23 protein-coding genes are annotated in these 22298 nt (G+C 68.2%); 9 read left to right on the forward strand and 14 right to left on the reverse strand.

The genetic code is table 11. The features are described 5' to 3' along the window. Window positions 1–175: 175 nt before the first annotated feature. Together ACAM49_RS22575 and vanY-N are read right to left on the reverse strand one after the other, a co-directional pair. Window positions 176–1198: a Rieske 2Fe-2S domain-containing protein gene (locus ACAM49_RS22575; protein WP_369637536.1), complete on the reverse strand. Its 1023-nt coding sequence runs from the start codon at window positions 1196–1198 to the stop codon at window positions 176–178. A gap of 9 nt (window positions 1199–1207) precedes the next feature. Beyond that, window positions 1208–1891 carry a D,D-peptidase/D,D-carboxypeptidase VanY-N gene (gene vanY-N / locus ACAM49_RS22580; protein WP_369637537.1) on the reverse strand — a complete coding sequence of 228 codons (684 nt, stop codon included), beginning with the start codon at window positions 1889–1891 and terminating at the stop codon, window positions 1208–1210. A 263-nt stretch (window positions 1892–2154) separates the two neighbouring features. Between vanY-N and ACAM49_RS22585 the strand changes: the two genes are divergently transcribed. The 7 genes from ACAM49_RS22585 (at window position 2155) to ACAM49_RS22615 (ending at window position 9860) form a co-directional block, all read left to right on the forward strand. Continuing rightward, window positions 2155–2460 carry a hypothetical protein gene (locus ACAM49_RS22585; protein WP_369637538.1) on the forward strand — a complete coding sequence of 102 codons (306 nt, stop codon included), beginning with the start codon at window positions 2155–2157 and terminating at the stop codon, window positions 2458–2460. Between the two features lie 50 nt (window positions 2461–2510). Further along, window positions 2511–3680: a sensor histidine kinase gene (locus ACAM49_RS22590; protein ID WP_369637539.1), complete on the forward strand. Its 1170-nt coding sequence runs from the start codon at window positions 2511–2513 to the stop codon at window positions 3678–3680. Further along, window positions 3677–4342 (forward strand): response regulator, encoded by a 666-nt coding sequence (locus ACAM49_RS22595; protein WP_369637540.1) that lies wholly within the window; start codon window positions 3677–3679, stop codon window positions 4340–4342. Before ACAM49_RS22590 ends, ACAM49_RS22595 begins: the two co-directional genes overlap by 4 nt. A 443-nt stretch (window positions 4343–4785) precedes the next feature. Further along, window positions 4786–6315 carry a serine/threonine-protein kinase gene (locus ACAM49_RS22600; protein WP_369637541.1) on the forward strand — a complete coding sequence of 510 codons (1530 nt, stop codon included), beginning with the start codon at window positions 4786–4788 and terminating at the stop codon, window positions 6313–6315. Next, on the forward strand, window positions 6302–7558 hold the full coding sequence (locus ACAM49_RS22605) for a hypothetical protein (protein ID WP_369637542.1): 1257 nt from the start codon (window positions 6302–6304) through the stop codon (window positions 7556–7558). Before ACAM49_RS22600 ends, ACAM49_RS22605 begins: the two co-directional genes overlap by 14 nt. Beyond that, entirely contained in the window at window positions 7555–9027 is a 1473-nt protein-coding gene (locus tag ACAM49_RS22610) for a serine/threonine-protein kinase (RefSeq protein ID WP_369637543.1), read from the forward strand. Before ACAM49_RS22605 ends, ACAM49_RS22610 begins: the two co-directional genes overlap by 4 nt. Before the next feature lie 266 nt (window positions 9028–9293). After that, window positions 9294–9860 (forward strand): NADPH-dependent FMN reductase, encoded by a 567-nt coding sequence (locus tag ACAM49_RS22615; RefSeq protein ID WP_369637544.1) that lies wholly within the window; start codon window positions 9294–9296, stop codon window positions 9858–9860. Here ACAM49_RS22615 and ACAM49_RS22620 read toward each other — a convergent pair. The 6 genes from ACAM49_RS22620 to ACAM49_RS22645 all read right to left on the reverse strand — a co-directional run bounded on the left by ACAM49_RS22620 (window position 9857) and on the right by ACAM49_RS22645 (window position 16002). Next, window positions 9857–10894, reverse strand: coding sequence for an AraC family transcriptional regulator ligand-binding domain-containing protein (locus tag ACAM49_RS22620; protein WP_369637545.1), 1038 nt, complete (start codon window positions 10892–10894; stop codon window positions 9857–9859). The two genes, ACAM49_RS22615 and ACAM49_RS22620, sit on opposite strands and share 4 nt — an antisense overlap. Window positions 10895–10973: 79 nt before the next feature. Further along, complete coding sequence (locus ACAM49_RS22625; RefSeq protein WP_369637546.1) at window positions 10974–11993, reverse strand: helix-turn-helix domain-containing protein; 1020 nt, start codon at window positions 11991–11993, stop codon at window positions 10974–10976. Window positions 11994–12053: 60 nt separating this feature from the next. Next, complete coding sequence (locus tag ACAM49_RS22630) at window positions 12054–12881, reverse strand: MBL fold metallo-hydrolase (RefSeq protein WP_369637547.1); 828 nt, start codon at window positions 12879–12881, stop codon at window positions 12054–12056. Window positions 12882–13166: 285 nt separating this feature from the next. After that, window positions 13167–14507, reverse strand: coding sequence for an ABC1 kinase family protein (locus tag ACAM49_RS22635; RefSeq protein WP_369637548.1), 1341 nt, complete (start codon window positions 14505–14507; stop codon window positions 13167–13169). Between the two features lie 431 nt (window positions 14508–14938). Next, window positions 14939–15550, reverse strand: coding sequence for a malonic semialdehyde reductase (locus ACAM49_RS22640; protein WP_369637549.1), 612 nt, complete (start codon window positions 15548–15550; stop codon window positions 14939–14941). Between the two features lie 32 nt (window positions 15551–15582). Next, on the reverse strand, window positions 15583–16002 hold the full coding sequence (locus tag ACAM49_RS22645; RefSeq protein WP_369637550.1) for a nuclear transport factor 2 family protein: 420 nt from the start codon (window positions 16000–16002) through the stop codon (window positions 15583–15585). A gap of 172 nt (window positions 16003–16174) precedes the next feature. Here ACAM49_RS22645 and ACAM49_RS22650 point away from each other — a divergent pair, with 172 nt between their 5' ends. After that, the gene (locus tag ACAM49_RS22650; RefSeq protein ID WP_369637551.1) at window positions 16175–16957 is read left to right on the forward strand and encodes an SDR family NAD(P)-dependent oxidoreductase; all 783 of its coding nucleotides are present in this window, start codon (window positions 16175–16177) and stop codon (window positions 16955–16957) included. Window positions 16958–16994: 37 nt separating this feature from the next. Here ACAM49_RS22650 and ACAM49_RS22655 read toward each other — a convergent pair whose 3' ends face one another. Next, complete coding sequence (locus ACAM49_RS22655; protein ID WP_369637552.1) at window positions 16995–17375, reverse strand: lipocalin-like domain-containing protein; 381 nt, start codon at window positions 17373–17375, stop codon at window positions 16995–16997. 49 nt (window positions 17376–17424) lie between these two features. Then, window positions 17425–17934: a luciferase family protein gene (locus ACAM49_RS22660; protein WP_369637553.1), complete on the reverse strand. Its 510-nt coding sequence runs from the start codon at window positions 17932–17934 to the stop codon at window positions 17425–17427. Window positions 17935–18034: 100 nt separating this feature from the next. Here ACAM49_RS22660 and ACAM49_RS22665 point away from each other — a divergent pair, with 100 nt between their 5' ends. Further along, window positions 18035–18403 (forward strand): winged helix-turn-helix transcriptional regulator, encoded by a 369-nt coding sequence (locus tag ACAM49_RS22665; RefSeq protein ID WP_369637554.1) that lies wholly within the window; start codon window positions 18035–18037, stop codon window positions 18401–18403. 4 nt (window positions 18404–18407) lie between these two features. Here the strand turns inward: ACAM49_RS22665 and ACAM49_RS22670 are convergent, their stop codons facing one another. The 4 genes from ACAM49_RS22670 to ACAM49_RS22685 are packed head-to-tail and all read right to left on the reverse strand — an operon-like array spanning window position 18408 to window position 22292. Next, complete coding sequence (locus tag ACAM49_RS22670) at window positions 18408–19169, reverse strand: alpha/beta fold hydrolase (protein WP_369637555.1); 762 nt, start codon at window positions 19167–19169, stop codon at window positions 18408–18410. Continuing rightward, window positions 19169–20437: an FAD-dependent oxidoreductase gene (locus ACAM49_RS22675; RefSeq protein ID WP_369637556.1), complete on the reverse strand. Its 1269-nt coding sequence runs from the start codon at window positions 20435–20437 to the stop codon at window positions 19169–19171. Before ACAM49_RS22675 ends, ACAM49_RS22670 begins: the two co-directional genes overlap by 1 nt. Continuing rightward, window positions 20425–21357: an MBL fold metallo-hydrolase gene (locus ACAM49_RS22680; RefSeq protein ID WP_369637557.1), complete on the reverse strand. Its 933-nt coding sequence runs from the start codon at window positions 21355–21357 to the stop codon at window positions 20425–20427. The genes ACAM49_RS22675 and ACAM49_RS22680 overlap by 13 nt, the downstream gene beginning before the upstream one ends. Beyond that, window positions 21354–22292, reverse strand: a complete 939-nt coding sequence (locus ACAM49_RS22685; protein ID WP_369637558.1) for an aromatase/cyclase — start codon at window positions 22290–22292, stop codon at window positions 21354–21356. The genes ACAM49_RS22680 and ACAM49_RS22685 overlap by 4 nt, the downstream gene beginning before the upstream one ends. Window positions 22293–22298: the final 6 nt, after the last annotated feature.

Consider the following 22298-nt stretch of genomic DNA (forward strand, 5'->3'; position numbering starts at 1 on the left):
CCGAAGAAGTCCCCCCCCGCCTCTTCGGCTCACTGTCCGACTACACCCGACCCCCGGGCCCAACCACCAACACCGTCCCCGTCCTCCTCGCTCGCCCCGCCCTCGACTTCCACACCTGGGCCACCGAACACGCTCCCCTGTTCACCAACTGAGCCGATGGAACCATGGCTCAGCCTCACACAGTCGTGGTGGTGACCATCTCGTCCGCGGGCTGCGGCTGATAGAACTGGGCGTACCAGCGGCGTAGGGCCTTGATGCCCTTTTCGTGCGGGAGTAGGACTGGGCGGGGGCGGTGGATTTTGTGGTCCCAGATGCCGAGTTCCTCGCGGACCTCTCGGAGGGCCACTGCGCGGAAGCCGAGTTTGAGAGCCGTTGTGGCGAAAGGGATTCCGGTGGGGCGGCGGACGTAGTAGAGCATCCGCAGCTCGCTGGTGGTGTCGTCGATCGGGTTGGTGAGTGCGATGGCTGTGAGGGTGATCATCGGGCCCGCTGTGCGGACCACCATGACGCCCGGGCCGTACATGTAGACGTCGAAGCTGTTGTCGACCAGGTAGCCGAGGATGGATTTGGCGAAGCGGCTGTGGATTTCAGCGAAGGGGCCGTTGGGGAGCAACTCCTGGACCGGGGGCTCGCTCTGCCCGTGGATGTAGTGGAAATGCGATTCATCGACGATGTTCTCCCGCATCTCCTGGATGTGGATTCGCGCCTGCCGGGAGTCATCGATGGGGCGGGCGAACGCCGGGTCGGTGGCGTCGGGGATCTCGGGCACCCGCCAATCGGGTTCTCCCGCACCGGTATAGACGAAGATCAACCCGCTGTGCTCGTCGACCGGAAGGCCGCCGAGCGTCACCCGCGGCGTGCGTGCGGCGAAGGGCGCGGACACGCACCCGCCGTCGGCGTCGAAGCGCCACCCGTGGAACGGGCACTCCACCTGTCCGTCCACCACTCGGCCACCGGCGCCGAGATGGGCGCCGTAGTGCGGGCAGTGCGCGTCGCGCACGCTGGCCCGGCCGTCACTGCCCCGGAACGCGATCAGCGCGCGACCGAAGTAGTGCAGATTCACGATCTTGCCCGGCCGGAGTTGCGCGCTGCGCAGGACGGCGTACCAACCCCGGGGCACCATCGGCATCGGATATTCGTCGGCACGCGGATCCCGTGCCAGTTTGGACAATTCCCGGTTCTCACGGTCCAGAATCACCAGGCCAGACTACTGAATGACACGACAACTAACAACTTGAGAATTTGTGTATGATGACAGAATTCGGTGCTCGACCAATGGGGTCGCTTCGGTCGTACAACCCGGGTGGGGCAGCCGACGCGGTGGCGTCCCGCCGGTTTCGGGGCGGTGCTCGAAGTGCCACCATTCGTTGTCATAGGTGCGGTACAGGTCGTAGCGGCCACCGTGTTGTTCCAGCCAGCGCGCGCCTTCGTGGGGGCGTACATCCAGCGCGAGCCCGCGCACATGGCTCGACTCGGACGGCGGCAGCACCAGCGTGCGCGCCGAGGCCACCGAACCGGAGCGATGCACCTCCTCGTCGAAGAGCCTCTGCTGGGCGGCGGGGTCGCGGTATCCCGAGGTCAGGCCGATGAGCTGGCCGTGCCGCCAGAACGCCTCGGCCCGTGCGGCATCGAAGGCCGTGCGCGCCTGCGGGGTGAGGCCGGCGAGGTGCTCGCTCGGATAGCGCAGCCGCAGGGCCCATCGGCAGGCCAGTTCACGGGCACGGCCGGGGCGGCATCCGAATGCCACCGGCAGTAGCAGCACGGCGAGCACGAAGGTGGCGATCGCGTAGAGCCGGTCGCGCGCTCTCGGCGGCGTGGTGCGGAGGGCGTTCACGCCTTCGGCCGGCGGTGGCGAGATGACAAGTGCTGCAGGGTCTTTGAGGGCATACATGCGTAGGGTTCCTTTCTCCACCTACGTACTCTCGTCGCCGTCGGTATCCCCGCGCCTCCGCCGGAGGTACCGAATGACCCGCCGCAGGTACCGCTCGGCAACCCACCGGCGACGCGGTACTTCCGGCCAGCGGGCCGGTACCTGAGGTGGAGGCGCGGCCGGTCCACGCGGACGAAAGTGGGATTCGAGCGTCGCCGAGTTCGTCGGCGAAGCGAATGTCAGCCGCCGGGCACTCCCCGCGGCCGGAGCCGAAGGAACACACCATGAGCTCGATCGATACCGGGACCCCTGTGCGTCCGAACCGCCCGCGGATGGCCGCTGCGCTGCGCAAGAGCGTCTTTCCAGTCGCCTGGGTCCTCGGCGGCCTCGGTGTGGCGGTGGCGACGATGTTGTTCATCGCCGTCCTGGTCATTCACGCCAATATGAATGTCTCGGGCGACACATGGCAGCCCGCGGGACTCCTGGGTTTGATCGCTCTGGCGTTCGGTACGCCTATTCTGATCGCGGGCCTGCTCGTCCGGTTCGGCGGCGTGGCATCGAACCGGCAAACCGTGGACGGCGACGAGTGATCCGACAAGGCATCGACCGATTGCGAACAACTGTGCGGGAGGAGATCGGAGTGAACGCCGTCCGCGCCGACCGGCTCGACCGGCTCCTCGACGCGGCCCTCGGGCTGGCGGTGCTGCTCATCGGGCTGACCGAGGCGCTGATCAGTATCCGGCACAACGCTTTTCCGCAACGCGGCAGCGTCTTTCCCGTCGTCGTCCTCACGGCCGCGGCGGTGGGCTGCGCGCGGTGGCGTCCCGCTGTGGCCCTGGCGCTGATGTGGCTGTGCTACGGATACCAGGTTATCCTCGGCGCCCCGGTCCTGATGGTCGAAGTGGCCTTGGCCGCAGTGGTTTTCGTGGCCGCCCGCCGAGGCGGACCGGTGACGATGACCGCGGCCGCGTTCTCGGTTCCGGTGCTCGCGGTATTGGCGTACGAGGGGTTGCGGGCGTTCACCGCGGTGCTGATCCTGGCCCTGTTCGGCGTCTGCTGGACGGCCGGGCTGGCATTGCGGCTGTTCGCCGAGCGCGCCGAGACGTCGTTGACCTCCCAGCGCGCCGCCGAGGCCGAGGCCGCCCGGGCCCACCGCGAGAGCGACCAGGCCAGGGAGATCGCGCGGCTGCGGGAAGAGCAAGCGCAACTGGCCCGGGACGTCCACGATGTCGTCGGGCATTCGCTGGCGGTGATCCTGGCGCAGTCCGAGGCCGCCCAATTCGTGGCCGACTCCGAGACCGCGACCCTGCGCGATTCGATGGCGAACATCGCGAAACTGGCCCGCTCCTCGCTGCAGGACGTCCGCCAGGTCCTCACCGCGACCGCACCCGCGCAGACGCGGCCGGGCGAACTGCACGACCTGATCGAGGGCGTGCGCGACAGCGGCCACCCGATCACCCTCGAGGAATCCGGCGCCGCCCGCACCCTGGCCCCCGATCTGGCCACCGTCGCCTACCGCGTCCTGCAGGAGATGCTCACCAACGCCATCCGCCACGGCGATCGGGACACCCCCATCACCGTCGAATTGCACTGGGCCGACGACCTTTTGATCCGAACCGTCAACAACGCGGCCGCCGAGACGGCGAACCCCGATCACATCGGTCGCGGCCTCGACGGCATGCGGCGCCGGCTGGAATCCGTCGGCGGCCGGCTCGACATCGAAGACCATCGCGACGAACACGCTGAAGGACACGCCACCGGCACCTTCACCGTGGCGGCCCGGGTCCCGCTGCGTAGGGTCGTCTCGTGAGCGACGAGGACATCCGCGTGCTCCTGGTCGACGACCAGGAGCTGTTCCGCACCGGCATCGCGGTGATCATCGACGGCCAGCCCGGAATGCGGGCGGTCGGCCAAGCCGCCGACGGATTCGAGGCCCTGACCCTGGCCGACACCCTCGACCCCGATGTCGTCCTGATGGACATCCGCATGCCGGAAATGGACGGCGTCGAAGCCACCCGCCAACTCTTCGCCCCCGACCGCGCCGCCCGCCGCACCAAACCCCTGCGCGTACTCGTTCTGACCACCTTCAACCTCGACGACCGCGCCGCCACCGCAATCCGCTACGGCGCCAGCGGATTCCTCCTCAAGGACACCACCCCCGCCCTCCTCTGCGACGCGATCCGCACCGTCCACACCGGCAACGCCGTCCTAGCCCCCAGCGACCTCACCACCCTCCTCGACACCCAATTCCGCACCCCCACACCAATACCCGCCGCCTACGCCACCCTCACCGACAAGGAACGAGAGGTCTTCGCCGCCGTAGCCCAGGGCCACTCCAACGCCGAAATCGCCCAACTCGTCTTCGCCAGCGAATCCACCGTCAAAACCCACGTAGGCGCCATCCTCCGCAAACTAGACCTACGCGACCGCGTCCAAATAGTCGTCTTCGCCCACGAACACGGCCTCGTCTGAACCCAGGACCCGCCCCGGACTACCGACCCTCGGCCTCGCGACCGGTGTCCTGGTGATCTTCGATCGCCGACCGCACGCCGCCCCGATCGCCGAGCGCACCGCTTTCGAGGAGGCCCGCACCTCATCCGGACGCACCGTCACGGTGCTGCGGGCATAAGGCTGGGGCCACCCTTGGATACAAGGGTGAAACCCGCTGTCCCACCAGCAAATTCACCCCCGACGCACTGGACAGCATGCCGACTCACGCGCTGACGGCCGTATGCGGATGGCGTCCATTTCGCGGATGGGACGCGGCCAGAACACCCTGGCTATCTCGTAGCACTTGCTGCGAATGCGCTGTTCCTCACTGCTATAGTCGCGGCGGAAGTCGTTGTCCAGCAACGCATTTCTTGTTGCTGGACGGTTGCTTGACGGCTGCCGAGCAGGGAAGGGAGGCCCCGCTTATGTTTGATGTGGGTACGGTCTTCGCGGGGTATCGGATCGAGCGTCGGCTCGGCAGCGGTGGCATGGGAACCGTGTTCCTGGCGAAGCATCCTCGATTGCCCCGGATGGACGCGTTGAAGGTGCTGTCCGACGCGCATCATGGTGATGAGGAGTTCCGGGCGCGGTTTCTCCGCGAGGCCGAGCTCGCGGCCCGGCTGCAGCATCCGAATCTGGTGGCGGTCCGGGATCGGGGCGAGCAGGACGGGCGCCTGTGGATCGCCATGCAATATGTCGATGGCCAGGATCTCGCGGAATTGATCCGGGGCGGACCGACCGTGATCCCACCCCCACGGATGCTGCATATTCTCACCGAGACAGCGCGCGGACTGGACGAGATCCATCGTGCGGGACTGCTGCACCGCGATGTGAAACCGGCGAACATTCTCGTGGCGGCGCAGCCCGGTGCACCGGATCGGGTGCTGGTCACCGATTTCGGAGTCGCGCGGCCCGCCGATGATTCGGCGACCATCGGCGACGATGGCGAGATCACGGCGACCCTGGCCTATGCCGCGCCCGAACAACTGAGCGGCCAGGTGCTCGATCACCGCGTCGACGTGTACGCCCTGGGCTGCACGCTGTTCGAGATGCTCACCGCCTCGATACCGTTCCCACGCGCGAGCACGGGTGCGATGATCTACGCCCACCTGCACGAGCCGCCGCCCCGGCCATCGGAGCTGAATCCCCGGATACCGGCGGCTTTCGATGCGGTCATCGCGACCGCGCTGGCCAAGGATCCGAACCTGCGCTACCAGAGCTGCCGCGCGCTGGCAGACGCGGCGCGGGCCGCCGCGGGAGCGCAGGACATCCGTGGTGTGCCGGGTGCGGCACCGATGCGGGCCATGCCTTCCGCACCGCCCCGACCGGCCGAGTTGCCGGTCGTCCGCGCCCCGCGAGCCCGGCGACGGATACTTCTCGGGGCCGCGCTGTCGGCGGTGCTGGTGTCGACCGCCGCCGTAGTCACGATGGCGTTGGGCAATGACGATGCCGAGGCGCGAAGCAATGTTCCGCGAACGGCGCCGGTACCGCGAGTGGCACCGGAGTGGGGAAAGTATTCGTTTGTGGCCGAGGCATTCCCGGACTTGCTGCCGTTCTCACCGGATTCCATCGGCTTCCGGGAATTGGAATCGTGCAAGCCCACGGACGACGAGGGGAAGACGATCCCGTTCTCGCAATCGGCGACGGTCGCGGACATTCTGTGTTCCGGAGACTACGACCCGGTGTTCTCTCTCGACGTGTACTGCAATACCGACCGTTCGATCATGAAGCCCCAGGCCGCAACCGACCCCGTCGAGGGCGAGGAGAAATGGACCCGCTCCTCGGGCACCGGCTACCTGCGCTGGGGGACGTACACGACCGTCAAGAATCGGACCGCGTCATACATCGAGGTCTTCTTCGACAATCCGAGCCGGAACTTCTGCTCTCTTCGCGCCACGGGCAGAACCTCCGGTGCGGACCTACGCAACAAATGGTGGGCCGATGTTCCAGCGTGAGAAGACAATTCCGAGGACACCCCGCCGCGCGGGCATCGCGGCGATCGTGACGGCGGCGGTAGCGGTCCTGCTGTCCGGTTGTGTGGTAGCGGGCAATCCCATGCCCGCGACGGCGGATCTGACCGCGCTGGACGTGGGCTATTACTCGATCACCCCGCTACCCGAACCCGCCGAGCGCAACGAACAGTACGGGCGAATCGTCGAATCGGTGCGCATGGGCGAGGCGACGATCGATCCCGCGGACGCCGATTCCAGCTTGGTCTTCGGACCATCGGTGAATGCGGCACAGCCGATTCCGGCCCCCGTCAAATCGACCGGAATCCTCTCCGCGCCGGCACGGGCCGTGCTGGCCAAACGGGGCATGCTGGCCGGGTTCACCGCGACCGGCACGGACCGTGAGAGCAGCGAACCGGTCGTGGGCAACAGCCGACTGCTCACCGTCATCCTCCTGCGCTTTCCCGATGCCGCGGCCGCGGAGCAGGCGGCCGCCGAGATCGACGCCGCCGATATGGGGGTCAGTGCCGAGAATGTCGCGGTCGCGATCCCGGGTTATCCGCAGGCGCACGCTCATTGGCGTCCCGCCGTGCCCACCATGGCCGCGACCCTGGCACAGGACTCGTTCGTCATCAGCCTGCTCGTCGGCCACACCAGCACCGATCTGACCACGATGGCGGCCGTCGCGGGCCGGGCCTTCGGTGCGCAACGGACCAAACTGGGCGAGTTCCGGCCCACCGCCGCCGGGGATCTCGCGGCACTCCCGGTGGATCGCGACGGCATGCTGCGGCGCCTGGTGAGCGAGCATCCCGGCCACTGGCCGTACCCGACGATCGTCCAGGTCGGTACCGGTGACAACGCCGGCTGGAGCTCCGCCATCTGGGTGAGTGGAGTGGTCTACGGCCCCCATACCGCGTTCCTGCGAGGTCCGCGGCCCGGCGCTCAGCGCGCCGAGGCCGAAGCCTTCAGTGGTAATGCCCACCTCTATCGGTTCCCGAACGCGGCGGTGGCCCGCCGGGAGTTCCAGGAGGGCTTCCCGATCGGCAACGACAAACAGGAGGTTGCCGGGCCGAGCGCGGTGCCCGACGCCAAATGCGTCAGGATTCTCGCCTCGAAGGACACCGCGGCCAACTACGCGTGCTGGTTGCTGTCGGGGCGTTACGTGGCGAGTTTCCTCGGCCGGGACGAGACCCACACTCGGCAGAAGGCGGCGGCGCAATTCGTCCTGCTGCAGCGTAATCCGGAATGACCGGGGCCCTCGAGCCCGGGACGATGTTCGCCGGGTACCAGATCGAATCCAGGCTGGGCAGCGGCGGTTCCGGGACGGTGTATCTGGCCTGGCATCCGCGACTGCCACGCCGGGACGCGCTCAAGGTGCTCTCGGCGTCCGATTCGATGTCGCGGGCGCGATTCCTGCGTGAGGCCGAAACGGTTGCCCGGCTCGATCATCCGAATATCGTCGCGGTGCACGATCGCGGAATCGAGCACGGTCGCCCGTGGATCGCCATGCGATTCGTCGACGGCATCGACGCCGCCGAGCTGATCCGCCGCGGACCGGCCGCCCTACCCGTGGATCGGGTCGTGCACATCATCGATCAGGTCGCGCGCGGGGTGGATGCCGCCCATGCGGCCGGGGTCCTGCATCGGGATGTGAAGCCCGCCAATATTCTCATCGAAACGCCTCCGGGTGAACTCGATCGGGTTTTCGTCACCGATTTCGGAATCGCCCGGACCGCGGACCGCACCGCGACGGTGGCCGGGGCCGCACTCGGCACCGTCGCCTACGCCGCACCGGAGCAGCTGAGCGGCGATGCGCTGGACGTGCGCGCCGATGTGTACGGACTGGGCTGTACCCTCTACGAATTGCTCACCGGCGCAAAGCCGTACCCCAGGCCGAGCACCGCCGCGGTGATACATGCCCACCTCACCGATCCGCCGCCGCGCGTGACGGCCGTCGCGCCCACGCTGCCGCCGCAGATCGACGCGGTCGTCGCGAGGGCGCTGGCCAAGGACCCGCAGCTGAGGTATCCGTCCTGTGGCGCGCTGGCGGCGGCGGCCGCCGCGGCGCTGAGCGGGTCACCGGGATCCGCTCCGCCCCGGCCACATCGGCGGTTCAGACTGCGCGTTGTCCTCGCGGGCCTGGCGCTGGTCGCGGCACTGGTCGCCGTCGGCGCCGTGGCGCTGCGCGGCGGGTCCGGCGATCCCACCCCCGGGGCCGCTCCCTCCACCACCGTCGCGACCTCGACCAAGACGACCCCGAGCAGCATCTCGCAGACCTCCTGGGGCAGCCATCGGACCGTGGTCGAGTACTTTCACGGCTTGCTGCCGCAGACCCAGGATGTACTGGGCTACAAGGGCATTCGATGCTCCGCGGTGAACAGCGACCTGGAACCGGTCAGCGTCGACGAACCGGTCGGCAAGGATGTCTGGCTGACCTGTCTCAGCGATGGCAATCCGGTGGAACGGCTGACGGTCAACTGTCTCACCGTCGGCGGCGGCTATCACGTGAACCCGATGAGAGAGATGACGGTCGAGGGCGACGAGAAGTGGGTGCGGCCGTCCGGCTCGGGCCGAGTGATCTGGGGAACGTACAACCACAAGGGCTTGGTCCTGATCGACTTCGACCAACCCAGCAGGTCATCGTGCGGGGTCGGGGTGGTCGGCCTCGGCTCCGGGCAGGCGCTCTACCAGCAGTGGTGGCCCGACGCGCCGCTATAGCACCAGGATCGGGCGGGGCACGGGACACGGCCACGCCGGTGATTATTTCCAGATGGTTTGTTTTGCGTGTGCGGTCCCTATTGTGTCGCATCCGGTCCCCCTGTCCCGGGTCTGGTCGCCCTTAGATTCAAGGGTGCGAGCGAACCCGTAGCGATCGCGGTGGGACATTCCGTGCGCGCGGGTTCATTCGAGGGGTCCGGCCGTTGGTCTGGGGATCAACGGCCGGACGCTCGCGTGTTCTGTTCACCTGATCGATAGGCCGATTCATGACCAGCCCCAAGAAGATTCTCGGTATCTCCGGCAGCTTGCGCGCCGAGTCGCACAACACCGCGCTGCTGCGGGCCGCGCAGAAGTTCAGCACCGGCTTGGAGATCGAGATTTACGACGGTCTGCGCGAAATCCCGCCTTACGACTTCGATCTCGATACTCCGGCGCAGCGTCCGGCCGTGGTCGCCGATTTGCGCGAGCGGATCACCGCCGCCGATGGGCTGCTCATCGCCACGCCCGAGTTCAACTATTCGATTCCGGGCGTGCTGAAGAACGCCATCGATTGGGTGTCCACCGACTGGACCAAGACCGAGGGGCTGCCGCTGCATCGCAAGCCGGTCGCCATCATGGGCGCGGCGCCGACCCAGTTCGGTTCCGTGCGTGCGCAATTGGCGCTGCGGCAGGTGTTCGTGTGGACCGAGAGCGATGTGGTGGTCAAACCCGAGGTGATCGCCTTCCGCTCGCATGAGCGCTTCGACGAGAACGGTGACCTCGTCGATGACACCACCATCGATCTGCTCACCGGTCTGCTCACCGCGCTGACCGCCAAGATCGACGCCCGCTAGGCGGGAGTCACGCGGGTCGCGTCGTTCTCCCGGGCGGGTGCGGCGTCGCGCCGGAACGCATCGGGTGTCTGTCCGGTCCAGCGGCCGAAGGCGCGGCGCAGGGCGCGCGCGTCGGAGTAGCCGAGCCGGACGGCCACCGATTGCACCGGAAGGTCGGTGGTCTGCAGCAGATTCACGGCCTGCTCGTATCGGACGGCCTCGATCTCCTCGCGCCACCCGGTGCCCTGCTCGGCGAGTCGGCGTTGCAGTGTGCGCGAGTTGAGCGACAGCTGCTCGGCGACGGCGGTGAGGGTGAGGTTGTTCTCGGCCAGGGCCCGGGCGATCGTGGCGCGCAGGGTGTCGCGCCAGCCGGGCGCCGGGCGCGAGGAGGCCAGGAACAACCGGGTGTAGTGCTGCAGGATCTGTCCGAGTTGCGGGTCGGTCCCGGTCGGCAGGGCGCCGGCATCGAGGAAGGTGAGCTCCGAGCGCGGTGCGCCGAAATCGATACGGCTGGTGCCGAATTCATCGACGAGCTGGCCGTGGCGATCGCCCGCCTGGTTACCGAAGGCGACGCGGACCGGCACCAGATGGCTCCGGGTGGCCTCGCGCATGCGGCGCAGCACCGACGACATCGCGTACTCCTCGATCGGCGCGAGAACTCGCTCGGGTTCGAACCGCTGGGCGCGCAAGGTGAGCAGCCCGCCGTCCTCGACCACCTCCCAGCCCACAGCGGGATCGGTGACGACGGCACGGAATTCGAAGGCCGTGCGCACGCTCTCGGCAAGGGTGGCCCCACTCGAGAACAGATAGTCCCAAACCCGCAGCCCACCCCGGTCGGCCTGCGCCGTGGCGCACAGACCCGACCCCGGCCCGGCGATCGCGTCGATCAATTCCCATACGCGCCACACCGATTCGGTAGGCACCCGCAGCAGATCATCGCCGAGCAGCGCCGGATCCAGGCCCGGGATGGCGGCCAGTTCCGCGGGAGCCACGCCCAGCCGCAGGGCGGTCGCGCGGATGATGCCCGCGGTGCGGGTGGGGATAGTGCCGATCACCGGCGCAGCATAACCAGACCCGCCCGCCCCGCCGACCGGCCTGTCGCCTCCGGTCCCCATTGTGGCGCGTTCGGTCCCACTATCCGGCCCGCTCGTCCGCGATCACACCGCGGAAGCCGTCCGGGGTCTGGCCGGTCCAGCGGTGGAAGGCACGACGCAGGGCGCGCGCATCGGAATAACCCACCCGGGCGGCCACCGACTGGACCGAAAGATCGGTGTCGCGCAACAGATTCTGGGCTTGCCGCCAGCGGACCTGCTCGATCTCGGCACGCCAGGTCGTGTCCATGTCACGCAGGCGACGTTGCAGGGTGCGCGGGCTCTGTGCCAGCCGGTGGGCGACGGCGTCGAGCCCGAGCTCGCCACGCGCCAGCGCCTCGGATATCGCGCGGTGCAGTTCTTCCCGCCACCCCGGCGCCCGCCGGGAATTGGCGAGCAGCAACTCGGCGTAGTGGCGGAGCACCTCTCCCAGGCCCGGATCGCCGCCGGTGGGCAGGGCGCCCGCGTCCAGGAAGGTGATCTCGGAGTACGGTGCTCCGAAATCGATTCGGCCGGTGCCGAATTCCTCGATCATGTCGCGGTAGCGGAACGTGCAGCGGTGGGTGAACCCGACGCGCACGGGCACGATCTCCTGCCCCGTGGCCTCGCGGATTCGGCGCAGGATGAGCGCGAGCACGAACTCCTCGACCGGCACGTACACCGGATCGGCCTCCTGCGCGACCCCGACCCGGACGGTGAGCAGGGCGCCGTCCTCCCGAACCTCCCACACCACCGCCGGATCGGTGACCGCGGAACGCAATTCCATCACCGTGCGCAGACTCTCGGCCAGCGTCGCACGGCTCGCGAACAGGTAATCCCACACCCCCAGCCCGCCGCGCTCGGCGGTGGCGGACGCACACAGGCCCGCCCCCGGCCCACCGACGGAGCCGATCAATTCCCACAGCCGCCAGGCCGATTCGATGGGTACGCGCAACCGCTCATCGCCGGTTCCCACCGCATCGGTCCCCGCGGCGAAGGCAATCTGTCCCTGCTTCGCACCGACTCTGAGGGCCGTCTCACGCAGTACGGCGGCCGTTCGCATGGGGATGGTGCCTTCGATCACGGGCGGAGCATAGCGGAGATTTCAGACCGGACGGTTTGCATAGTCGGCCCGCACGTACGCCTAGTGGGCGGCCAGCTCTCCGGCGACCGGATCGGCGCCGTGCTGCACCAGCCAATCCAGCGGGAAGTCCGGGCTGAACCGCGACATCACCTGTGTCAGTTCGGCTTTCTGCTCCTCGGTGAGTGTCGCCGCACCGCCGCCGATGCGGGCCACCGCCTCCCGGAACATCAACAGATAGCGTCGCTGGTCGTCGAAGAATCGCACGTCACCGGACGGACCGTGGCCCGGGTACAACGTCAGCCCGGACAGCGTGGCGGATACCTCCTCCAGCGCGGCCAGCCACTGCGCCGAATGCCCATCGGTGAGATAGGAATGCACCCCGGCGAAGGCCAGGTCACCGATGAACGCGACCCGCTGACCGTCGGCCTCGACCACGATGTAGGTGTCGGCGTGGCTTTCGGCCGGACCGACGTCGGTGACCGTCAACCGCAGCCCGTCGATCTCCACCGTCTCGCCGCTGGCGAGCAGGTGCTCCGGCACCCGGTAGCGGTCCGGCCACTGATCCCCGTACACGGGACCCCACTGCGCGCGTTTGGCCTCGGCGCTGTCGGCGATGACCTTCGCGACCGCCGCGGTCGCGTACACCGGGACATCGTCGGGCACGATGTAGGGCAGACCGTTGAAGTGGTCGGGATGCGGATGCGTCACGAATGCGGCCCGCAGCGGTTTGCCGAGCGCCGCAACACGCGCGGCGAGCGCCTCCGCATCGGAGACAAGCAGATTCGCGTCGATCAGTACAACCGATTCGGCCGTCTCGATGAGGTAGCTGTTGACGAAGATGCCTGGTTCGGACGCCGTGTAGGTATGCACGCGAAATGCGCTGCTCATGGTGTATCTGTTCCTTCCATTACGGTGGATCCGAAGGTAGGCCGCCCCGGACAGGGCAGCAATAAGGCACTTTCGAGTGCCCTTGGCCAGACCTTCTCGAATCGAGCTCCCGCGCTCCGGGTTTCGCGTTCGCTACGGGTTCGCTCGCATCCACGAATGTACGGGAGCCGGAAGTGACGCACCGGGACCTAACGCGTCCGAATGGGGTCCCCACCCGCCAAACAGGCCATCCGGAAATATCTGTCCACCACCTCGGCGCGGGTGATGCCCGGCGGGCGGTGGGGATCAGGCTGAGGTTGCCTCGGGTTCGGCGAAGCCTGGGAGCCATTCCTCGAGGAGTGGGAAGAAGGGGCCCTCGGCGCCGAGTTGGGCGCAGATGCCGATCATTCCACCGTAGACGCGGCCCAGAATGAACAGGTCGGGGCGGTCGGCGGGCATGGTGAAGGCGAACATGTTGCCCACCGAGAAGTTGCCCATGTCGGTCGAGCGGCCGACCTGACCTTGCACCAGTTCGCGGGTGAAGTGGAGATTCGCGCCGTGGCGCAGGTTCGCCAAGGGTCCGAATTCCCTTCGGAGGGGCTCGATTTCGAGCTGGGTGCCGGGTTTGACGAATCCGGCCTCGATCGCGGCGTCGGTCAGTCCGTCGTAATCGTCGTCGAGCACACAGCGGATCACCGCGCCGAGGGCGGGCAGGCCGTCCGGGGTCGGGGTCACCGCGCCGAAATCGACAATGCCCAGCCGATTGTCGTCCAGCAGCCGGAAGTTGCCGGGATGCGGATCGCTGTGCAGATAGCCGACCCGCCGCGGCGAGGACAGGAGGAATTCCGCGAACAGTAGTCCGGCGCGATCACGCTCGGCTCGGGAGCCGTCGGTGATGATCTCCGCCAGCGGCCGGCCCTCCATCCATTCGGTGACCAGCACCTTGGGCGCGCTCGCGATCACCCTGGGCACGAAGAACTTCGGATCGTGCGGCCCGAACGCCCGGGCGAAGACCCGCTGGTAGCCGGCTTCCAGCCGGTAGTCGAGCTCATCGTCCATGCGATCGATGAACTCCTGGATCAGCGGCTTGGCATCGAATCCCGGCACCATCGCGGTCATGGCCCGCGCCAGGAGCTTGCCCGACCGCAGATCGGCGCGCAGCGCTTCGTCTGCACCCGGATACTGCACCTTCACCGCGACCGGCCGTCCGTCCGCCCACACCGCGCGATGCACCTGCCCGATACTGGCCGCGGCCACCGGCTTCTCATCGAAACTGGCGAACCGATTCCGCCACCCGGTCCCCAACTGCTGGTCCAGCATTCGATGCACCGACTCGATCGGCATCGGCGGCGCCTGCTCCTGCAACCGAACCAGCGCCTCGCGATACCGATCGGCGAACTGCGGCGGCACCGCCACCTCCATCACACTCAAGGCCTGCCCGATCTTCATGGCGCCACCCTTGAGCTCCCCCAGCACGCTGAAGACCTGCTCCGCGGCCTCGGCCATCAAACGCTCGTCGATCTCCCCCCGTTCCGCCCCGGTCACGATCCGCTTACTCAGCGCCGCAAACCTTTTGGCCATGATCCCCATCGGAAGTGCTGCCAGCTTCGCGGTGCGCGTGACGCCCAGCCGCCGTTTCCCCGCCATACACCCAGTCTCAGACACCCAGACCGCCCGGTCAAGGACGGTTCCGCCCCCGATAACGTGTCAATCTCATTCCCGCAGAATCTATTCGAGGCCCCATACCGAAGCTGCCACCCGGATGCTCCGGCTCGCCAGCGAGACATAGCTCCAACGGGAAAGTACAGATGAGGCAATCGAGTTGGGCCGCCATGACGGCGGCCATGCCGGTGCAGAACGGCGGCCGCCAGCCGACCGGCAGCTCCGGCGCCTCGGCCCAATGCACGGCAACGAGATCCTCGGCATTCTGTTGGCGCCGCTGGTCATCCTCGGCGGCTCCGGGCACACCCAACTCTGACCGGCCGTTCGAGACCGAAGGGGTCGAACGCCAGTGCGGCGTTCAGCCCCTCGGTATCGAAAGCCTCTCGCGCCCCAGGCTTTTGGGCGCTCCGCTGGGATCAGACCACGGTGACGACCTGGTCGTAGCTGAGGCGGGGAGAGCGGGGGAACCAGGCGTCCGGGCCCGGCTTGCCGATATTGACGACGACCAGGGATGCGAGATCGCCCGCGGGGAAGAAGTCGCGGTCGACGCCGGCGGCGTCGAATCCGTTCATCGGTCCGGCGGCCAGGCCCGCGGCACGGATCCCGAGGATGAAGTACCCGATCTGTATGAGGGCGTTGAAGCGGGCCGAGTGGGCGCGCACCTCCGGGTCGGCGAAGTAGTCCTTCGCGTCGGGGGCGTGCGGGAAGACCGTCGGCAGATGGTCGTGGAAGTTCAAGTCGGCGGCCAGGATCGCGGTCAGCGGGGCGGCGGCCGTCTTGGGCTTGTTGTTGTCGAGCATGTGGGTGACCAGGCGGGCCCGGGCCTCGGGCGTGCGGACCAGGACGATGCGCAGCGGCTGCTGGTTCATCGAGGTGGGTGCGTACTTGGCCAGCTCGTAGATCTCACGGAACTGCTCGTCGGTGACCGGTTCGTCGGTGAAGGTATTGGCGGTGCGGGCCTCGCGGAAGAGCAGATCCTGCGCCTCCGCGGCGAGGGCGAGCCGGGTGTCCGATTGGGCGGTGCTCATGTGATTCTCCTTGGGACAGGCTTAATTTCGGGTCAGTCGTGGGAAACTCGGCGGGAGCGGGTGAGGAGAGCGCCGTCGAGGCGCACCAGCACGTCGTGCACCACGCAGCTGGGATTGATCTCCGGCGCCTTACCGGGGCGGATCTTCACCACCAGGCAGTAGGAGGTGGCGACGATGCTGCCGTCGTCCTGCGGCCGCAGATCGGTCATGCCGAACCAGTGCCGCCGCTGCATGGGATCGGCCTCGAAGCGCTTGTGGAAGGCGACGAGGTCGGCGATGATCCCGGCCCGGGTGCGCGCCGGCGGGCGCCCGGGGGTGTGCTCGAATTCCGCGTCCTCGGTGAAGGTTTGCGCGTAACCGGGGATGTCCCGGTTGTCGAGCCGCTGCATCTGGTCGGCGTAGAACTGCTGGACCTCGGCATACAGCTCGGCGCGGCTGGCGACGGTGGTCATGCTGGCTCCTCGAATGCTGTTGTGCCTGCCGCTGATTCGGCGGGCCGCGACTGCGGTCCACCGTGTCCGACCCCGCTCGAGCCTTGGTCGAGCCGGTTTGACCGGAGCTATAGGTCAGGCCGCCAGGCTGAATCCGCAACGCCGAACCGGACATCCCATCGATGGAGGAGAAATGACCGCAGCTCAACGCGTCGCGCTGGTTACCGGCGCGACCAGTGGAATGGGCCTCGCCATCACCGAGAGCTTTGCCGCCCAGGGCATCTCGGTTTTCATCTGCGCGCGCGATCAGCAGCGCCTGCTCGACACCACCAAACGACTGCAGGACGAGGGCCACGCGGTGGACGGCATCACCTGCGATGTCCGCGACGCCACCCAGGTCCGCGAGTACGTCGACGCCGCCGTCGAGCGCTTCGGCCCCGTCGACATCCTGGTGAACAATGCCGGCCGCAGCGGCGGCGGCGAAACGGCGCAGATCACCGACGAATTGTGGCTGGACGTGGTCAACACCAACCTGCACAGCGTCTTCTTCGCCACCAAGGCCGCGCTCACCGCCGGCGGCATGCTCGAACGCGGCAGCGGCCGCATCGTCAATATCGCCTCCACCGGCGGCAAACAGGGCGTGGTGCACGGCGCGCCCTACTCGGCCTCCAAGCACGGCGTCGTCGGATTCACCAAGGCGCTGGGCCTGGAATTGGCCAAGACCGGCATCACCGTCAATGCCGTCTGCCCGGGATTCGTGGAAACCCCCATGGCCGAACGGGTTCGAGAGGTGTACTCGGGCATCTGGGGCGTCGACACCGACGAGGTGCACGCCCGGGTGAGCGCCCGCGTCCCCATCGGGCGCTACGTCGAGCCCACCGAGGTGGCGGCCATGGTCGACTATCTGATCGGCCCGGGCGCCGCCGCCGTCACCGCCCAGGCGATGAATGTCTGCGGCGGACTGGGCAACTACTGATCGGTCTGCGTGCCGGTGCACGTCGGGGATCCCCCGTTCAAGGATGAATGATGCGGCGCCAGGCCAGAATTCGGCGCTGGGTCCGGCCGTCGACCTGGGCGGCGCCGATGAGCGTGAGCTCATCGCCGCTCAGCGTCAGCTGCCGGACCTGTTCGGTGCCCGCCCAGGCCGGATTCGAGCACACGCTGATGGCGTGCACGACCTCGTCGCCGCGCAGCCGCCAGGTCCCGGCGTAGCCCATGAACCGGACGGCTGCCGCGGCGGTGTCGGTGCGCATCATGCTCACCGACATATGGCCGCGGGATTCGTAGATCAGCAGGCCGCGGGGCGAATCACCGAGTGGGCCTTCGCTTTTGGCGTCGTTGTCGTCGATGTCGTAGTAGGAGCGCAGTTCCCAGGTGCCGATGAGATCAGTCATGAACCCCACGATGGTCGGGCGCCCTACAGTCACGCTCGAGGCTCTACGGTCACCCTTGGGGCGCGGCACCGCCCACGAATTCGCCGCGGGCGAAGTCGTAGGCGGTCCGGATCAATCGCCACACCACGGCCGCTTCCTCGGCGTCACGCGGCCCGTACACCATCAGCAGCGTGGGCGGCAGATATCCCCGCCGCGCCATCGGATGCTGTTCGGCCCAGCCCTGTTCGATGGCCTCGAGCGCGACCGCCGCGGGCAGGCACAGGTGCAGGCTGCCGCCACCGCGCCCGTGCAGGTGCGCGAATTCGGTTCCGGCCACGAAGGCGTGGTCGGGCCCGCGGGCCAGCTCGGGCAGCAGGTACAGCGCGCGGGTGTCGGGCAGCGAGACCCGGCTGCGCCCGACCTGAGTGCCGGGCAGGGCGATCATCCGCGCCCACAGGGCTTCCTGCAGATCGGGGGGCGCGATATCGGAAAGCTGCTGATGGGGATTGTGCGGCCGGGTCCGGGGCCGCTCGCCACCACGTCGCGGGAGGCCGAGCCGGTCGGTTGCTGTCGCGGTCATCGCTGTGCTCCTTTCGGTTTCGAACTTCGTCGAACCGCCTGGTCACACAGTAGTTTCCAAAGTATAGTAGTTACCAAATGGAAAGTATGCGGGAGTCGCCATGACGGACGTCACACCCGCCGGCGTGGACCCTTGCCCGATCACGCCGGTGGTGGATCTCTTCTTCGGCCGCTGGTCGACCCAGGTGCTGTGGGTGCTCACCCACCACGGCCGGATGCGCTTCAACGAAGTGCTGCAACGCATTCCGGGACTCACCCCGAAGGTGCTCACCCAGCGGTTGCGCCAGCTCGAACGCGACGGGCTGCTGGTGCGCACCTACTACGCGGAGGTGCCGCCGCGCGTGGAGTACGAGGCCACCGCGCTGGCCGAGACCCTCTCCCCGGTGTTCACCAGCCTCACCCAATGGTCCGAGCAGCATCTGGGGGCGGTGCTCGACGCGCGGGCGGCCTACGACGCAGCCGAGGGCTGAGCCGCTACGACGCGGCCGAGGGCTGAGCCGCCAATTCCAGTAGATGCCCGGCCAATTCGCGCGGCATGGTGATCATGCAGTCGTGCCCGGTGGGCAGCAGCTTCAGCCGCTCGGCGGGCAGATCCGCGGGCGGCAGGGTGCGCGGCATGGCGGCGCGCATGGCCTGGAACTCCGCGCCACCGCCGGTGCATTGGATATGTGTCATCGGAATCTCCTGTAGCGCACCGGGATCGCGCAGCACCATGGGCTCGGTGAACGTTTTCAGCGACTGCGGGGTGAGCATCGAGGCCAGCCAGCTCAGATCCGGTTCGTCGGTGACCCCGTAGAGCCCGCCGTCGCCCATCGGCTCGGTCTGCGGTGGAACCAGCCAGCCGTCACCGAATTCGGCCGCCAGCGCGGTGAAGGCGTCGACCATGGGCGCCATGATGTCCGCGACCGCCTCGCCGTCGCGCGGGACGAAGGTGTCGACATAGACCAGCTCGGCCACCCGATCGGGCAGCGCGTCCGCGAGCGCGGTGATGACGATGCCCGCGTAACTGTGGCCGACCAGTACGAGATCCCGCAGCTCGGCGCCGCGCACCAGCTCGACGAGATCCTGGACGTGGGTGCCGAGCCCGACCTCCGGGCCGAGCGATTCGGCGCGTTCGCCGAGTCCGACCAGCGAGGGGGTGAGCACCCGGTGGCCGGCGGCGCTGAGCAGCGGCGCCACCCGCTGCCAGGCCCAACCGCCGTGGAACGCACCGGGAACGAGCAGATAGGTGGACATCACTTCTCCTGTGTCATCGCTTCGAGGCGGGGTGCGTGAGTTTTCTCGGGCACGTGAGGTTCGGGCACGTGTTCGGGCCGGACGCCGAGTCCGATGACCCGCGCGACCACGTGCGCGAGCCCGGGGAATCGGCGCAGCAGCCGGGCCAGCATCGGCTTGTCGGTGCCGGGTCGTTCGGCGCTGGGATAGAGATCGGTGAGCAGTCGTAGTTGCGCGAATTGCACTACGCGCATGGGGAATTCGCGGCGTCGCTGTACCGCGCGCAACTGGGCGGGGGTGGGCGTGCGACCCTCCCGCAGGGTCGGGGCGAGCAGCCGGGCGGCGGCGATGGCGTCCTGGACGGCGAGATTGATACCGACCCCGCCCGCCGGGGACATCGCATGGGCGGCATCACCGATGGCCAGCAGGCCCGGCCGGTACCACTCCCGCAGCCGGTCGACCCGGACATCGAGCGGTTTGATCGCGTCCCAGTCGCCGATCTCGGCCGCCAGCGCCGCGCTCAGCGACGGGTAGATGGCGGCGATCTCGGCCCGGAACGCGTCGAGCCCCCGCGCGCGCACGGCCTCGAAACCGCCCTTGGGAATCATGTAGGCGACCTGGAGGTACTCGTCCCGATCGATGCAGACGATGAAGAAGTCCCGGCCGCTGCGGACCGCGGGCAGTCGTTCACCGGCGGGCTTGCTCACCCGGAACCACAGCACGTCCATGGGCGCGCGGCTGGCCGCGACCTCGAGCAGATCATGCTGCCGCACCAGCGAATTGCGCCCGTCGGCGGCGATGACGAGTCGGCTGCGCACCTCGAGCTCCATTTCGGGCGTGCGGGCGCGCACCCCGGTGACGGTCCCGTCGTGCTCGATCAGCTCGGCCACCTCCGCCTGCTGGATCAGCCGGAAATTCGGGTAGCGGCAAGCGGATTCGGCGAGGAAGTTCAGCACATCCCACTGCGGCATGAAGGCCACGAACGGGAATCGTCCAGGCAGCCGGCGGAAGTCGGCGAAGGTGACCGGCCCCATCGCCGTCGCCATCGGCAACTGCGGCAGCTCGACGTGCGGGAGCTTCAGGAACTCCTCGGCCAGCCCGAGCTCGTCGAGCGCCATGAGCGTCGAGGGATGCACGGTGTCGCCGCGGAAATCGCGCAGGAAATCCGGATGCTTCTCCAGCACCAGCACATTCGCGCCCGCGCGGGCGAACAGCAGCCCGGCCACCAATCCGGCCGGTCCGCCACCGGCCACGCACACGTCGACGGCTTCGGTGCTCACGCCCAGCATTGCGGCACCTGCCCGCCGTTGTAGGTGACCATCTCGTCGAAGATGGCCAGGACATCCAGTGGCACACCGATTTCCGGGGAATCCAGCTCGGCGTAGGCGACGTGCAGATTGCCCACCACCCGCTCGGCGTCGATCAGCTCCTCGAACTCGCCCAGACTCACCTGCGACGCCAGCTCGAGCGGGGTCAGGCCCAGCGACTTTCCCTCCGCCGCGAGGTTTTCGATCCAGTGCAGGTAGCGGATGGTCTGGGTGAGGATCTCCGGTCCCGCCACCGGACCGTGCCCGGCCACCACGGTCCGCGCGCCCAGCGCGGTCAGCCTGCGCAGCGCGTCGAGAGTGCCACGGACCGAACCGAACAGGCAGAACGGCGCGGCCCCGGACATCACGACATCACCGGCGAAGAGCACCTGCTCCGCGGGCAGCCACGCCACCACATCATTGGTGGTGTGCGCGGCCGGACCGACGTGGATGAGTTCGACCCGCCGCTCCCCCACCCACACCGTCACCCGATCGATGAAGGTGAGGGTGGGCAGGGTGACTCGGACATCACCCCACTCCACCTGCGGCCACAGCTGGGTCAGCGCCAGCCCGGTCTCGATCATCTCCGACCGGATCCGATCGTGGGCGACGACCATGGCCGCGCCGCCGAACTGATGATTGCCGAAATTGTGATCGCCGTGGTGGTGGGTATTGAGGATGGTGCGACCCGGCCCGCCCGCATGCGCGTCGACGAATTCGGCCAGCGCGCGGGTGCGTCCCTCGGTGGCGAGCGTATCGATCACCAGCGCACCGTCGCGCCCGGCCACCACCCCGGCATTGCTGACGCACCATCCGCCGCGATCGTGGGTATAGGCGAAGACGTCCTCGGCCACCTCGCGCACCACCGGTCGCGCGAGGGGCCGGGCTCCGGTGGCGGTCATAGCGGTGACTTCGTGGTCTCGGCCCGGCGGTCGGCGAGCGTCCTGGCCCCGCACAGCAGGGTGTTGCGGCTGTTGGTGCCCAGCGCCTCGGCCAAATAGGCGCGTGCGTCGTCGAGAGTGGTATCCGCGCCGAGGGTTTCGCGCGCCACCTCCGGGTTGATCGCGACCAGGTGCCGGGCGGTGACCACGGCGCCCTCGGCGGTGTCGGCGAATTCCCAACTGCCGCTGTGGCCGAACAGCATGGCGGGCGGCAGCAGCTGCTTGTAGTCGATGCGCTCGCCGGGCACGCAGACGCGGATCGAACGCGTGGTGTGCGGGACGCCGCCGGCGGTGACGGTGTCCATCTCCATGAGCTGCACGCCCGGCTCGTCCTCGGTCAGCTCCACCCGGCCGACGTGCGGGACGTGGTCGGGCCAGCGATCGCTGCGATAGACGAACTCGTAGAGTTCCGCGGCCGGGGCATCCAGGACCACCTTGTCCTCGAAGGTGTGCAGCACCTGCGACACCGGGTATCCCAGTTCCGCGATGCGGGCCAGCGTGGCCAGTTCGGTGACGCTGTTGCGGTCCACCGCGTCCGCGATCGCCTCCTGATCACCGCCCGGGATCACCGAGAAGTGGTGGTCCAGTGTGATTTTCGTGCTGCGGGCCCCCACCTCCTCGAAGGTCCACCGCCCGCCCATGGAGGCGATGGGGGCCGCGCTGTGCTCCTGTTCGAAGGTGATCCGGTGCTGCCGGTCCACGAATTCCCGGCGCGAGGTCCAGTTCTTCACCTCGCCGTTGACCGTCGCCCACAGCCGGAACCGCTCCTGCGTGGGCGTGCGATCCAGGTGCCGCACCAGCACACTCGGCTCGAAGATGACCGGCCAATAGGTGACGTCGGCGACCAGGCGATAGACATCGGGGAGCGCCGCCTCCACGACCCGGTGGTGACTCATCCGGAA

It is taken from the genome of Nocardia sp. JMUB6875 (assembly GCF_041154655.1).
In the GTDB taxonomy this organism is placed as follows: Bacteria; Actinomycetota; Actinomycetes; order Mycobacteriales; family Mycobacteriaceae; genus Nocardia.